The 14,167-nt window shown below is 72.4% G+C and carries 14 protein-coding genes; 4 read left to right on the top strand and 10 right to left on the bottom strand.

Going from position 1 to position 14,167, the window contains the following annotated elements; genetic code table 11:
- Nucleotides 1–164: 164 nt before the first annotated feature.
- From AB0D53_RS17795 to AB0D53_RS17780, 4 genes are all read right to left on the bottom strand, one after another.
- Nucleotides 165–1,640 carry a gluconate:H+ symporter gene (locus AB0D53_RS17795; RefSeq protein ID WP_362446937.1) on the bottom strand — a complete coding sequence of 492 codons (1,476 nt, stop codon included), beginning with the start codon at nt 1,638–1,640 and terminating at the stop codon, nt 165–167.
- A gap of 117 nt (nt 1,641–1,757) precedes the next feature.
- Entirely contained in the window at nt 1,758–2,168 is a 411-nt protein-coding gene (locus AB0D53_RS17790; RefSeq protein ID WP_189545226.1) for a RidA family protein, read from the bottom strand.
- A gap of 6 nt (nt 2,169–2,174) precedes the next feature.
- Nucleotides 2,175–2,933 (bottom strand): IclR family transcriptional regulator, encoded by a 759-nt coding sequence (locus AB0D53_RS17785; protein ID WP_329818183.1) that lies wholly within the window; start codon nt 2,931–2,933, stop codon nt 2,175–2,177.
- Complete coding sequence (locus AB0D53_RS17780; RefSeq protein WP_362446933.1) at nt 2,930–4,009, bottom strand: sugar kinase; 1,080 nt, start codon at nt 4,007–4,009, stop codon at nt 2,930–2,932. Before AB0D53_RS17780 ends, AB0D53_RS17785 begins: the two co-directional genes overlap by 4 nt.
- A gap of 106 nt (nt 4,010–4,115) precedes the next feature.
- On the opposite strand from AB0D53_RS17780, the gene AB0D53_RS17775 reads away from it, so the two are divergent.
- Nucleotides 4,116–5,444, top strand: a complete 1,329-nt coding sequence (locus AB0D53_RS17775) for an amino acid deaminase (RefSeq protein WP_362446930.1) — start codon at nt 4,116–4,118, stop codon at nt 5,442–5,444.
- Nucleotides 5,445–5,562: 118 nt separating this feature from the next.
- The gene (locus tag AB0D53_RS17770) at nt 5,563–7,197 is read left to right on the top strand and encodes a D-aminoacylase (protein ID WP_362446927.1); all 1,635 of its coding nucleotides are present in this window, start codon (nt 5,563–5,565) and stop codon (nt 7,195–7,197) included.
- A 21-nt stretch (nt 7,198–7,218) separates the two neighbouring features.
- On the opposite strand, the gene AB0D53_RS17765 is transcribed toward AB0D53_RS17770, so the two are convergent.
- The gene (locus AB0D53_RS17765; protein ID WP_362446924.1) at nt 7,219–8,055 is read right to left on the bottom strand and encodes a siderophore-interacting protein; all 837 of its coding nucleotides are present in this window, start codon (nt 8,053–8,055) and stop codon (nt 7,219–7,221) included.
- A gap of 84 nt (nt 8,056–8,139) precedes the next feature.
- On the opposite strand from AB0D53_RS17765, the gene AB0D53_RS17760 reads away from it, so the two are divergent.
- Entirely contained in the window at nt 8,140–8,976 is an 837-nt protein-coding gene (locus AB0D53_RS17760; RefSeq protein WP_362446921.1) for a TetR/AcrR family transcriptional regulator C-terminal domain-containing protein, read from the top strand.
- Between the two features lie 99 nt (nt 8,977–9,075).
- Here the strand turns inward: AB0D53_RS17760 and AB0D53_RS17755 are convergent, their stop codons facing one another.
- From AB0D53_RS17755 to AB0D53_RS17735, 5 genes are all read right to left on the bottom strand, one after another.
- A complete protein-coding gene (locus AB0D53_RS17755; RefSeq protein WP_362446918.1) occupies nt 9,076–9,936 on the bottom strand; it encodes a serine protease in 861 nt (286 codons plus the stop codon).
- A gap of 142 nt (nt 9,937–10,078) precedes the next feature.
- Entirely contained in the window at nt 10,079–10,945 is an 867-nt protein-coding gene (locus AB0D53_RS17750; RefSeq protein WP_362446915.1) for an AraC family transcriptional regulator, read from the bottom strand.
- Nucleotides 10,946–10,975: 30 nt separating this feature from the next.
- Entirely contained in the window at nt 10,976–11,887 is a 912-nt protein-coding gene (locus AB0D53_RS17745; protein WP_362446912.1) for a DUF3626 domain-containing protein, read from the bottom strand.
- Nucleotides 11,887–12,558: a class I SAM-dependent methyltransferase gene (locus AB0D53_RS17740; RefSeq protein WP_362446909.1), complete on the bottom strand. Its 672-nt coding sequence runs from the start codon at nt 12,556–12,558 to the stop codon at nt 11,887–11,889. Before AB0D53_RS17740 ends, AB0D53_RS17745 begins: the two co-directional genes overlap by 1 nt.
- 64 nt (nt 12,559–12,622) lie before the next feature.
- On the bottom strand, nt 12,623–12,952 hold the full coding sequence (locus AB0D53_RS17735) for a hypothetical protein (protein ID WP_362446905.1): 330 nt from the start codon (nt 12,950–12,952) through the stop codon (nt 12,623–12,625).
- A 162-nt stretch (nt 12,953–13,114) separates the two neighbouring features.
- On the opposite strand from AB0D53_RS17735, the gene AB0D53_RS17730 reads away from it, so the two are divergent.
- Nucleotides 13,115–13,948 carry an arylamine N-acetyltransferase gene (locus AB0D53_RS17730; RefSeq protein WP_362446902.1) on the top strand — a complete coding sequence of 278 codons (834 nt, stop codon included), beginning with the start codon at nt 13,115–13,117 and terminating at the stop codon, nt 13,946–13,948.
- Nucleotides 13,949–14,167: the final 219 nt, after the last annotated feature.

Raw genomic sequence — 14,167 nt, 5'->3', positions numbered from 1 at the left:
GTCCGTCCGTTGCCGGTCCGTCCGTTGCCGGTCCGTCCGTTGCCGGTCCGTCCGTACCGGGCCGGAACGCCGGCCTCCCGAAGGCCCGCCGGGACCGGGGTTCCTGCGGGCCTTCGGGTCCGGGCGGCAACCGCCGGGTGTCACGGCCGGAAGCCGACGAGGTCCTAGATCACCAGACTGAGCAGCGCCGCCACCGCGAACCCCGCGACCGACAGGACCGTCTCCAGGACCGTCCAGGACTTCAGGGTGTCGCGCTCGGAGATGCCGAAGTACTTCGACACCATCCAGAAGCCGCCGTCGTTCACGTGCGAGGCGAAGATCGAGCCGGCCGAGATCGCCATGATGATCAGGGCCAGATGGGCCTGCGAGAGGTCCTGGCCCTCGACCAGGGGGACGACGATGCCGGCGGTGGTGACGATGGCGACGGTCGCCGAGCCCTGGGCGACGCGCAGGACCACGGAGATCAGCCAGGCGAGCAGGATGACCGGCAGGCCGACGTCGTCGAAGGTCTTGGCGAGGGCGTCCGCGATGCCGCTGGCCTTGAGGACGGCGCCGAACACGCCGCCCGCGCCGACGACCAGCAGGATGTTGCCGACCGGCTTGAGGGATGAGGTGGACACCGATTCGAGGGACTTGCGGGACCAGCCGCGGCGGATGCCCAGCAGGTAGTACGCCAGCACCAGCGCGATCGTCAGGGCGACGAAGGGATTGCCGAAGAACTCGATGACGGAGCGCGGGGTGGAGGGGTCCAGCGCGATGGAGGAGAACGTCGCGGCGAGGATCAGCACCAGTGGGGTGCCGATGATCGTGAGCACGGTGGAGAGCGCGACCGGCTCCTCGCGCGGGGTGACTCCGGCGGCCCGCTGCTCGGCGACGACCGCCGCCCTGGCCTCCTCGGCGGCCTCGACCATGTCCTGCGGGACCGCGACGAATATCCGCTTCCCGATCCACGCCGCGTAGCCCCAGGCGGCGAGGACGGACGGGATGCCGACGACGGCGCCCATCAGGATCACCCAGCCGAGGGAGACGTGGAAGAGTCCGGCGGCGGCGACCGGCCCCGGGTGCGGCGGCAGGAAGGCGTGGGTCATCGAGAGGCCCGCCAGCAGCGGCATCGCGTAGAGCAGGATCGACTTGCCGGAGCGTTTGGCGGCGGCGTAGACGATCGGCGCGAGGACGAAGATGCCGACGTCGAAGAAGACCGGGATGCCGAAGATGAGGCCGGTCAGGCCCATGGCGAGCGGGGCGCGCTTCTCTCCGAAGAGATTCAGCAGGCGGGTGCTCAACACCTCGGCGCCGCCGGAGACTTCGAGGATCGATCCGAGCATCGTGCCGAGCCCGATGATGATCGCCACATGGCCGAGGATGCCGCCCATGCCGGATTCGATGACGGAGACGGCGGCGGACCTCTGGACCGTGCCGAAGAGTTCGGTGACGGAGAGTCCGGCGCCCAGGCCGACGGCTATGGAGACGGCGAGCAGCGCGACGAACGGCTGCAGTCTGACCTTGATGATCAGGAAGAGGAGGAGCGCGATTCCGAGGGCGGCGACGGTGAGCAGACCGGTGGTGCCGTCGATCAGCACCAGGATGCCACCGGTGTGGGGCGGTGTCTCGGCCGGTGGTGGGGCTGCGGCGAGCAGCATGCGTAACTCCGTTGTCGGAGACGGTTTTCGGGTGTGGGGGAGCGCGGCACGGCGCCCCCACGAGGTGGAGCGCCGTGCCGTGCGCGTGGAGCCGGTGCGGCAAGTGGATCAGCTGGTTCAGCCGAGTACCGCGAGCGCGTCGATCTCGATCAGCAGGCCCTTGGGCAGGCCGACGTAGACCGTCGTACGGGCGGCGGGGGCCGCCTTGAGGTTCTGCTCGGCGAAGTAGGAGTTGTAGATCTCGTTCATCTCGGCGAAGTGGTCCACGTCCGTGAGGTAGACGCGCATCATCATCACGTCGTCCCAGCTCGCGCCGCCCTCCTCCAGGATCGCCTTGACGTTGGCGAAGGTCTGGAGGGTCTGCTCGCGCAGCGTCGGACCGGCAGGGGTCGGGGCCTGGCCCTCGACGGCGGGCAGGAAGCCGACCTGGCCGGCGACCTGGAGGATGTTCCCCTTCTTCACCCCGTGCGAGAACTTCGCGGGGGGCGTGGTGTGGGTGCTCGGGGTGAGGGCGATCTTCTCGGTCATGGCTGTTCAGGCTTTCTTGGGTCGGGTGGTGCCGGAGTACTCCCGGCTGATGGAGTCGGCGGTGCGGCGCACCAGCGGGAGCAGAGTGAGGAGTTCCTCGGCCGTGACGACGACGTTGGGCGCGGAGACCGACATCGCGGCGACGACCCGCCCGTCCGCACCCCGGATGGGGGCGCCGATGCAGTTGATGGACTCCTCGTGGCCGCCGAGGTCGGTGGCCCAGCCCTGTTCGCGGACGGCGGTGAGCTCCTTGAGGAAGGCACCGGCGTTCGGGGTCGAACGGGACGTGTACATGGGGTAGTCGAGCTTCTCGGCGACGGCGCGCCGCTCGGGCTCGGAGAGGTCGGCGAGGAGCAGCTTCGCGACGGCGGCGACGGTGATCGCGACGGGCTTGCCGATCCGCGAGTACATCCTGACCGGGTAGCGGCTCTCGACCTTGTCGATGTAGAGGACCTCCTGTTCCTCGTACACCGCGAGATGCACGGTGTGACCGCAGCTCTCGTTGAGTTCGACGAGGTGGGGGTGGGCGATCTCCCGTACGTCGAGGTTCTCGACGGCCTCCTGCGCGAGGGCGAAGAGGCGGGCGCCGAGGCGGTAGCGCTGGTCCTGCTGGCGGTAGACGAGTCCGTGCTCGTGGAGCGTACGGAGCAGGCGCAGCGCCGTGGACTTGTGGACGCCGAGCCGCTCGGCGACCTGGCCGAGGTCGGCGGGTCCCTGGGCGAGCAGCGGCAGGATGCTCAGCGCCCGGTCGACGGTCTGACTCATGTCGTACGTACCTCCTGGTCGTCCCCCGTCCACCCGGGGCCGAGACGAAGTCTCCCCCAGGCCTCGTCGTCCAGGGCGGCAAGGGCGTCGGCGTGCGCGCGGGCCGGCGGGGCGGTGAGGTCGCCGGGGACGGTGAGAACGGCGGCGGCCATGAGGTGGCCGTGCCGGACGCGGTCGCGCACGGGGAGGTCGCGGAGGGTGGCGGAGAGGAAGCCGGCGGCGAAGGCGTCGCCGGCGCCGACGGGTGCGACTACGTCCACGCGCAGGGCGGGGACGGTGGTGACGTCGTCGGCGCCCGGGACATTGCCGGAACCGGGGAGGCCGCCGGCGCCCGAGAAGACCGTCGCGCCCTCCGCGCCCCGCTTCACGACCAGGACGGACGGCTCCGGCAGCGCCGCGCGGATCGCCTCCGCGCCGGTCACCCCCCACGCCTCCTGCGCCTCGTCCTCGCCGACGAAGACCAGGTCGCTGCGGCGGGCCAGGCCGAGGAGCACCTCGGGGGACGCGTCGGCGTCGCGCCACAGGCCGGGCCGGTGGTTGACGTCGAAGGAGATCAGCGGGCGGCCGGGGCGGGGCGCGGTCAGGTCGTGGAGCAGGTCCAGGCAGTCGGCGGAGAGTGCCGCGGTGATGCCGGACAGATGCAGGACCCGGGCCGCGGGGAGCGTCTCGTACGGGATGTTGCGCGGCGACATCGCGGAGGCGGCGGATCCGGCCCGGTAGTAGGCGACCTCGTGCACATCGGTGGCCCGGTCGGTGGCGGTGCGGAAGTAGATCCCGGTGGGCCGCGAGGAGTCGCGCCGCACTCCGGAGGTGTCGACCCCGTATCCGGCGATCGCCCCGACGAGGTGGTCGCCGAAGCCGTCCGCGCCGACCCGGCTGACCCAGGCCGTCCGGTGCCCGGCGGCGGCCAGCGCGCAGGCGACGTTGGACTCGGCGCCGCCGATGCCGCGGCCGAAGGAGGGCACGTCGGCGAGGCGTCCGGGCTGCGACGGCAGGAACGTCACCATGGACTCGCCGAGGCACACGACTTCGGCGGCCGTGGCGGCGTCGGCGGTCCTGGCCGGGGTTCCGGACACTCGGGGCTCCTCGCGGGTTCGGTGCTGCGGTTCGGGGCGCGGCGGGGGTACACGCCATTGACCCGGCGTCGGCTCGGATGTTAGACAGCGTTAAGCGATATACGCAATGGGTGTTGCATATGATGCAACGACGACTTCGATCGAGGAGGCCCCCTTGGGCGCCGACCGTCCTGTGTCCGGACTCGCCGACGAGCCCGTCGACCACCGCTTCAAGGCGCTCCCGCCCGACGCGGAGGGCCTGACCGTCGGCGCCCTCGCCGCCGAGCGGCGCAACCTCTTCGCGGGCGGCTTCACCACCCCGGTGCTCGCCCTGTCCGCCGAGTCGGTCGAGCACAACCTCGCCCTCCTGGAGACATACGCGGAGCGCCACGGGCTCGCCTTCGCCCCGCACGGCAAGACGTCCATGTCCCCGCAGCTCTTCGCCCGCCAGCTGGAGCACGGCGCCTGGGGCATCACCGCCGCCGTGCCGCACCAGGCACGGGTGTACCGGGCGTACGGGATCCGGCGGATCTTCCTCGCCAACGAGCTCGTCGACGCCGCGGCCCTGCGCTGGCTCGCCGCCGAGCTGGACTCCGATCCGGAGTTCCGCTTCGTCTGCTACGTCGACTCGGTGCGCGGCGTGGAGCTGATGGACGAGGCGCTGCGCGCGGCGGGCGCCTCCCGCCCCGTCGGTGTCGTGGTGGAACTGGGCGCGGGCGAGGGTGCCCGCACCGGTGTCCGCACCGAGGACGGGTGCGCTGCGGTGGCCGACGCGGTGGCGGCGACCGGGACCCTGCGTCTGGTGGGCGTGGCGGGTTACGAGGGCGAGGTGCCGGAGGCGTCCGGCGAGCGGGTACGGGACTGGCTGCGCCGGCTCGTCGCGCTGGCCGTCGACTTCGACCGCGCGGGGCGCTTCGCGGCCGGCGAGGAGATCGTGATCAGTGCGGGCGGCAGCGCGTGGTTCGACGCGGTGGCGGATGTGTTCGCACAGATCCCGGAGCTGTCCGCGCCGGTGCTGAAGCTGCTGCGCTCGGGCGCCTACGTCTCGCACGACGACGGCCACTACCGCCATCTGACCCCGTTCAACCGGGTGCCGGAGGAAGGGGAGCTGCAACCCGCCTTCCGGCTGTGGGCGCAGGTCGTGTCGCGCCCGTCGGCCGAGCAGGCGTTCCTCAACGCGGGCAAGCGGGACGCGGCGTACGACCTCGACCTGCCCGAGGCGCAGGTCGTGCGGTCCGGCCGGGACGGCACGGTCCGGCCCGCGACGGGTGTCTCGGTGACCGGGCTCTCGGACCAGCACACCTGGGTGCGTACGGAGCCGGGTGCGGAGCTGGAGGTCGGCGACTGGGTGGGGATGGGCCTGTCGCATCCGTGCACCAGCTTCGACAAGTGGCAGTTGATTCCGCTGGTGGCGGCGGACGGGACGGTCACGGACTACATCCGCACGTTCTTCTGATGCCCCGGGGGAGCCGCTCTGCGGGGCCGCTCCCCACCCCGCCCCTTCCCGTGTCCGGGGGCTCCGCCCCCGGACCCCCGCTCCTCGATCGCCGGAGGGGCTTGAACTGGAGCCCCTCATGGACCTGGTCATCCGTAACGCCCATGTCGTCGACGGCACCGGCGCCCCCGGCCACCGCGCCGACGTAGCCATCACCGACGGCCGGATCGCCGAGATCCGCCCCGAGGGCTCCCTGGGCCCGCGCCCCTCCGCCCGCCGCACGCTCGACGCCGACGGGCTCGTCCTCTCGCCCGGCTTCATCGACATGCACGCGCACAGCGATCTCGCGCTGCTCCGCGACCCGGACCACAGCGCCAAGGCCGCACAGGGCGTCACCCTCGAAGTCCTCGGCCAGGACGGCCTCTCGTACGCCCCGGTCGACGACCGGACGCTCGCCGAGGTCCGCCGCTCCATCACCGGCTGGAACGGCGGTGCGCCCGAGGACACGAGCATCGACTTCGACTGGCGCACGGTCGGCGAGTACCTGGACCGCCTGGACCGCAACTTCGACGGCCGGGGCATCGCGGTCAACGCCGCCTACCTCATCCCGCAGGGCACGGTCCGGATGTACGCGGTGGGCTGGGAGGACCGCCCCGCCACCGGTGCCGAACTGACCCGGATGAAGGAACTCGTCGCCCAGGGCATGGCGGAAGGCGCGGTCGGCATGTCCTCCGGCCTCACGTACACGCCCGGCATGTACGCGGGCGACGCCGAACTCACCGAACTGTGCCGGGTGGTGGCCGCGCACGGCGGCTACTACTGCCCGCACCACCGCTCCTACGGGGCGGGCGCGCTCGGCGCCTACAAGGAGATGGTGCAGCTCACCAGGAACGCGGGCTGCGCCCTCCATCTCGCCCACGCCACCATGAACTTCGGCGTGAACAAGGGCAGGGCGCCCGAGCTGCTCGCCCTGCTCGACGACGCCCTCGACTCGGGCGCCGACATCTCCCTCGACACCTACCCGTACACCCCCGGGTGCACGACCCTCGTCGCGATGCTGCCGAGCTGGGCGAGCGAGGGCGGGCCCGAGTCGGTGCTCACCCGCCTCGCGGACGACGCGACGGCGGAACGGATCCGGCACCACATGGAGGAGCTGGGCTCGGACGGCTGCCACGGTGTGCCGATCGAGTGGGACACCATCGAGATCTCGGGGGTCGGCACGCCCGCGCTCGCCGACCACGTCGGACGCACGGTCGCCGAATCGGCCCGGCTGCGCGGCGAGGCGCCGTGGGTGACCGCGCGCAGACTGCTCGTCGAGGACCGGCTCGGCTCGACGATCCTCCAGCACGTGGGCCACGAGGAGAACGTGCGGGAGATCATGCGCCACCGGGTGCACACCGGGGGCAGCGACGGCATCCTCCAGGGCGACAAGCCGCACCCGCGCGCCTACGGCACGTTCCCGCACTATCTCGGCCGGTACGTGAGGGAGTTGGGCACCCTGTCACTGGAGGAGTGCGTCGCCCACCTCACCTCGCGCCCGGCCCGGCGGCTGCGTCTGGCCGACCGGGGGTACGTCCGCGAGGGGTACCGCGCCGACCTGGTCCTCTTCGATCCGGCGACGGTGGCGGCGGGCTCCACGTTCGAGGAGCCGCGCACCCTGCCGGACGGCATCCCGCACGTACTGATCGACGGGCGGTTCGTCATCGAGGACGGCCGCCGCACCCAGACACTGGCGGGCCGGGCCGTCCGGGGAACGGGGCGCGCCGCGGGGTAGCGCGCCCGGCCCCCGCCGCCCTCACTCCCCCGCCTGCTCCTTCGCCCAGGCCAGGTCCTCCTCGGTCGGGGCGTCGTCCTGGGTGAGGCTGCGCCGCCAGTAGCCGCTGAACCGCACGGCAGCCCGGGGCAGCCCGCGCTCCTCGACCAGATGGCGGCGCAGGGCCCGCACCGCCCCCGCCTCACCGGCCAGCCACGCGGCCCCGGACCCGGCGGGCAGCCGGGCCGCCCGCACCGCGTCCGCCAGTGACCCGCCCCGGTCGCGGTGCGCCCACTGGACGGTCACGTCGCCGGGCGGGCCGAGCGGCCGCTCCTCCGCCGCGTCGGCGACCTCGGCGCAGACGAGCGCCCGCGCACTGGCCGGCAGGGACTCCAGCAGGGTCGCGATCGCGGGGAGCGCCGTCTCGTCGCCGGCCAGCAGCAGCCAGTCGGCGGCGGGCAGCGGCCGGGCGTACAGCGACGACGGGCCGACCATGCCGAGCACATCGCCGGGTCGCGCGGCCCGTCCCCAGCGGGCGGCGGGCCCGTCGTCGCCATGGAGCACGAAGTCGACCGCCATCACGTCCAGCCGACGGTCGTACCCGCGCACGGTGAAGCTCCGCATCAGCGGCCGCTCGGGCTCGGGGATCGCGAGGTACGCCTCGTACCACCGCATCCCGTACGTGTCGTCGGCCTCCGGCTCCGGCAGCCGGGGCGCCGCTTGCCCCGCCCTGGGGAAGCAGAGCTTCATCTGCTGGTCGGGCCGGTCCTCCATGAGCTCCGCCAGCGCGTCACCGGCGAAGGTGACGCGCACCGTCCGCGGAGTGATCCGCTCCACGCCGACGACCCGCACATACGAAACGGCCAACGCCTGCCCCATCGCGACCCCCACCCTTTCCGACTGATAGCTTACGCCGTAAAGAATTACCCGGGTGAAGTTACTTTACGACGTAAGGAGTCGCAAGTGGTGGTCTTTGCCGGACAGGGCGACGCCCGCCGTTCGATGTCCCTGCTCTGGCGCTCCGGCGGGCCGGAGCAGCGGGAGAGGCGCCCCGGTCCCGGCCCCCGGCCCGGGCTGAGCGTCGACGCGATCGTGACCGCAGCGATCGCCGTCGCGGACGAGGACGGCATGGCCGCGCTGTCGATGCGGGCGGTGGGCGAGCGGCTCGGCCGCACCGCCATGGCGCTCTACACCTACGTCCCCGGCAAGAGCGAGCTGCTGGATCTGATGTACGACGCGGTCCACGCCGAGCTGCCCACGGAGTACGACGACACCGGCGACTGGCGCGCGGCGCTGACCGACTGGGCCCGGGACACGCTGGCGTTCCACCTCCGCCACCCCTGGGTGCTCCAGGTCTCGCAGGCCCGCCCGGTGCTCGGCCCGCACGAGTACGCGGGACTGGACACCCTCGTACGCCTGCTGAACGCGACCGGGCTCGAAGCGCGGCTGCTGCGGCGGCTGACCGGCACGCTGTCCCACTTCGTCCGCGGCTGCGCCGGCACGGTCGCCGAGGCCCGGCAGGCCGCGGCGGCGACGGGCGAGCCGGACGAGGAGTGGTGGTTCGCCCGCTCGGCGCTGCTGGGCGAGGTGGCCCCCGACTTCGCGGAGCGCTATCCGAACCTGATGGCGATGGAGACCGGTTCCGCCCCGCAGCCACCGGCCCCCGTCCCCGGCGAGGAGGCGGTGCCGCACCTGGAGCGGGAGGCGAGGGAGACGTTCGACGTGGGACTCGGGGTGCTGCTGGACGGGATCGAGGCGGCGATCGGACGCGCGGCGACCCCCGTGAACCGCGAACGGTGAATAGCGAACGGTGAATCACGGAACGTGGGACGTGAAACGCGCGCCGCCGCCGCGACACCCGGTGACGGGCATCGCGGCGGCGACGGGTCCTTCACACGGTCACGGCTTGGGCAGCGCACACCCCGCACGGTCGAGGTCGAACGTGTTGCCGGCGCCGATGCACGGCACGATGCCGTACGTCTCCTGGGCGTAGTTGATGCCCTCGCGCACCGTCACATTGCCGTTCTCGTCGACCTCGCACGGGTTGTTGTCCGTGCACTGCTGGCCGTCCTCGTTGCCGGTGTTGTTGACGGCGACGACCTTGCCGGTCGCGTTGTCGATCACCGGGGAGCCGGACGTACCGCCGATGGTCTGGCAGGCGGAGGTGTAGCGGACCGAGTCCTTCCAGGTCCACTCCCCCTCCTTGAGGCGGTAGACGAAGCCGTCGACATTGCAGGCGTACGTGCGCTTCCAGTACCCGGACACGACGGTGATCGCGGTGCCCTGGACCGGGTGCGCGGTGTTGAGCTCCAGCGCCTTGATGCCGTACTTGCTCTCGATCTGGGCGTAGGTGCTGGTGAGTTGGTACACCGATATGTCGGTGTCGGTCATCGTCCCGTACGCGATCTTGCTCGCCCGCAGGGTGCCGACACCGCTGCCCGAGGCGTTCAGCAGGGTGAAGCTACGGGTGGACGGCTGGTCGAACACGACCTCGCCGGGGCCCGGGAATCCCGTCTCCATGCAGTGCCCGTTGGAGAGCACGAGCGCGGGGTCGCCGGGCTGGGAGTCCGGGGTGCGGACGACGGAGCCGGAACAGTTGCTGAGCGCCACGGTCCCGGCGAAGTTGACCGCCTTGGGCCTGACCTTCTCCTTGACCGCGACGGACGCCGCCGCTTCGTGGCCGGTTGCCGCGGTTGCGGGCGCGACACCTGCCCCGAGGAGCAGGACGGCGAACAGCGCACCGACGAGAGGCTTCTTCATGTGGGGGTCCCCTCAAGTGACCTGGGCAGGGTCCTGATGGCTCCCGCCCACCGAAGTTTCCTTCGGATTTGACATGCGCATGTTGGCGCACTGAAGGGGCCCCCACAAGGGGCGGTTTCAAGCCGTCCGTACCCGGGGCCCGTCAGCCGGCGTCCGGCTCCACCGGGATCCACAGCTCGGCCGAGGCCTCCCCCGCCACCGGCGACGGCCCGACGCGCAGGATCTCGGGCCCGGGCCTGCTCCGGTACGGATTGGACGGGAACCACTGGGTGAACACGTCCCGCCACAGGTACTGGAGCGCCTCCGGGAAGGGCCCGGAGTTCCCGAAGACGGCCCAGGTGCCGGCCGCGACCACCAGCACGTCCAGGTCGTCCGGCGCGTCCGCGCCGGTCACCACGGCGTGGTAGTAGTCGAGTCCGGTCCCCTCCGCGCGGTTCTCCGCGAGGTTGTCGCTGACCTGGACGATGCCCTCCGGCTGCTGGTCGGACAGCGCGGCGATGCGCGCCACGGTCTCCTTGTCGATGCTCCGGACGAACTCGGCGATGGCCGGGTTGACCCCCTCGTGCACCAGAGGAACCCGCGCCTTCCTGCCGACCACCCGGAACCCGTCCTTCGCCACGATCCGGTACTCCATGCTGCTGCTCCCTTCGACCACGAGACGGAAGGACATCCGGGGCTGCGACCGCAGAACCGCACCGGCCCGCCGGGCCTCGCCGGGACCGACGCCGTGCATGGCACGGAACGCCCGCGCGAACGCCTCCCCCGAGGAGTAGCCGTAGCGCACGGCGACCTCCAGCAAGGTCCGCTCCCCGTGGAGCACTTCGGCGCCCGCGAGCGTCAGCCGCCTGCGCCGTACGTACTCCGAGAGCGGCATCCCGGCCAGCGCGGAGAACATCCGCCGGAAGTGGTACTCCGACGTCATGGCGATCCGCGCCAGCTCGGCCGCCTCGATCCGCTGATCGAGACGGCCCTCGATGTGTTCCATGGCCTGGTTCAGCTTCTCCAGCACCCCGGCCTCCTTCCCTTACGGGCACCCACGCTAGGAACCGCGCACCCCCGTAGGCCCGACATCCTGTGCCCGGTGCGGTCGGGTCGGGCGAGGCGGTGCGCCGAAGCGGGCGAGGCAGTGCCAGACCTTCTTCAGTGACTGGAGGTCGTGGCGGCCGGAGCGGGCGGCGTCACCGATGATCCGCGGGTCGAGGAGGCCGTCCTCGGCGATCTCGGTGCCGAGTTCGGTGAACTCCGCTCCCCGGTAGCCGGGATGGCACCGCAGCCGCTCGACGGTCAGCCGGAATCCCGCGTGCCACTCCGTCCGGCAGGGAAGCCGGCGGGCCGCCTCCTCGACCGGGGTGGACCGGTAGCAGGGGTCGAGCACCAGGGCCTCCACATGGCGGTCGAGGACGACCGGGCCGTGGATCTGCGCCTCGATGTAGTCGTCGAGCGCGTCCCGCTCGTCGGCTTCGGCCAGCTCGATGAGGTGCATCCCGGACGCGACACCGAAGTCCACCGGCTCGGCCGCGCTGTCCGGGTAGCAGAACGTGGCGCGCGGGAGGGTGTCCGCGGTCAGCCGGAAATACGCGGAGCCGAACCTGGGGGCAGCACCGACGGAGACGTTTCGGAAGTTCAACGCACCGTAGACCGGGCGCTGTTCGCCGGGCGCCTCGTCGTAGGCCCCGTCGAAGATCCGGCTCTCCCAACGCCACCTGTCCCCGCCCGGGTGCGCCGTGAGACCGCCGTTGCTCGTGCCGGTCACGAACTGCGAGCGGTAGACGCCGTCCTGCGCCAGAGCGGCCAGCACCGGCCGGCCCGCCGCCTCGCGGTCGGGATGGAAGTTCAGCGTCAGCCGCAGCGAGGCGTCGAGCGGCCACCCCGAGGAGAGCGAGGCGACATGGCCGAGGGCCCGGCTCCGGGGAGACGGGCCGGTGCGCGGCGGTGTCGTGGCGTCGCGCATCAGGGCCTCGCGGCCCGCGCACCGGCCTGCGCCGCCTTCAGGACGTCGTAGCCGACGAAGTCGAACATCCGCTGCCCCGGCGCGAGTTCGCCCGGCTGGCCGGTGAAGCGGTGGGCGCCGACGCCGTACCCCGCGTCCGGTTCCGACAGCCACAGCCGCTCGAAGCCGCGTTCCTCGAACCAGTCGCAGACCAGCGGCACCCGGTCGGGTGCGGCGCGGTGGCGGGTCCAGACGACGGTGCCGTTGGGCGCGCACAGCCGGGTGCAGGTGTCGACGGTGCGCTCGATCCCGGCCTCGACGACATTGCCGAACACCCCGCAGACCAGCACGAGATCGGCCGGTGCGAGATCGCGATAGTGATCGGTGAGCGAGGCGTCGCCCGTCACCACCTCCACCCGCGTCAGCCCGGCCCTGCGGGCCGACTCCCGGGCCGTCGCGGTGTTTCCGGGGTCCAGCTCCACCAGCCGGGCCCGTACGTCCTCGCGCCGTGGGTGGTCCGCCAGTACCTCGATGAGGTCGCGGCCCTGACCGGCGCACACGCTGATCGCGCGCAGCGGGCCGGGGGGCGCGGTGTCCAGGGCGTCCCGGATCCGGTCCTGGACGGCCCGCAGCCGCCGCGTCAGCCATGAATCGGGGTCGTCGTACGTGTCGTGCCATGCCTGCCAGTCCATGGCGGGGACCCTACGGCGGGGACGCCGGGCACGTCATACGAGTTCTGCCGGGGCCGCAGCAGGGCTACATGGCCTCCGTCGCGGCCGCTTCCCTCGACAGCTGCACCGCCTGACGCAGGCCCAGCCCCGGCTCGGCCGTGCGCAGTGCCTTGACCGCCGCGACCTCGTCGAGCGGACCCTGGTGGCCGCCCGCCCTGATCAGGCGCCGCGCCCAACGGCCCCGCACCTCGGAGTCCGGTGCGCCGGCCGCGTCGGCGACCACGGCGAGGGCCCGCTCCAGGCCGGGGCGTTCCTCCGCGCCCGCGGTCTCCAGCGCCTGCCGGAGCGCCGCGCCGATGGCCTCCGCGTCGCGCACCACGACCACGGGCATGTCCTGCTTCCTATTTCCGATCATGTGGTCATGATCCCCCGGGGGAATCGCTCCCTCACCCGAGTTGAGCCACATCTGAGGTACGGGGAAGGCGTCCGGGGCCCGGCGACGGAGGCCCCGAGGACCGGGCCGCCTCCGTCCCGGGCCGGAGGCGGCCGCCCGCCCCCGCTGCGTACTGTCGGGGGCATGACTTCCGACCGCGATCGTCTGCCCGACCTCGACGCCTACCTCGCCCGCATCGGCTGGGCCGGGGAGCGCCGGCCGACCGCGGAGGTGCTGCGCTCCGTGCACCGGGCCCACGCCCTGGGCATCCCGTTCGAGAACCTGGACCCGGTGCTGGGCAGTGCACCCTCGCTGGCGCTCGCGGACCTGGAGGCGAAGCTCGTACGCGGTGGGCGCGGCGGGTACTGCTACGAACAGAACACCCTGCTCGCCGCCGCGCTGACCGCGCTCGGCTTCAGGATCACACTGCTGTGCGCACGGGTCGTGGTCGGGGCCGGGCCCGGGGAGATCCGGCCGCGCACGCACATGCTGATGCTGGCCGGGGTGCCGGGCGAGGCGACGCCGTACGTGGTGGATGTCGGATTCGGCTCCATCGGCGCGCTGCTGGAGCCGATCCTGCTGGTCGCCGGTGCCGAGCTGCGCGACACCCCGCGCCGCCACCGGCTCGCGAACACCCCGCACGACGGGCCGCTGGAGCAGTGGGAGCTCCAGGCGTACACCGCCGACGGGGAGTGGGAGTCGCAGTACGCCTTCACCCTGGAGCCCTTCGAGGCGCCGGACTACGAGGTGATCAACTGGCACATCGCGACCAACCCGCGCTCCCCGTTCGCGCACCGGGTGTACGCCCAGCGCACCACTCCGGAAACCCATCTGTCGCTGGCCGGCCGGACCCTCACGGTCACCGCGCCGAACGGCACCCGTGAGGAACGCGGGCTCGCGGACGGCGACGAGGTGCTGCGCGTGCTGGCGAGCGATTTCGGCATCCGCCTGCCTCCGGGCACACGGCTGCCGGAATGACGGAAGCCGGACCACCGGACGCCGCGTGGGGGCGGACATCCGTGCCGCCTTCCGTACCCGCGTGCCGGCGCCGTACCGCCCTCCTCGATGCACTCGATGTGGTCCTGCTATGTCACGCCCGCACGCCCCGCACGCCTCCCGTGTCGTGGCGCATCTCACCCGTCCGTGTCCGTCACGCCCCTGTTCCACCGCATTCGAAGCCCCGCCGCCGTCCCCGCC

It is taken from the genome of Streptomyces sp. NPDC048295, from assembly GCF_040652135.1.
Lineage (GTDB): Bacteria > Actinomycetota > Actinomycetes > Streptomycetales > Streptomycetaceae > Streptomyces.
The sequence above is the reverse complement of the archived record's forward strand: the minus strand, read 5'-3'. Positions and strand labels throughout refer to the sequence as shown.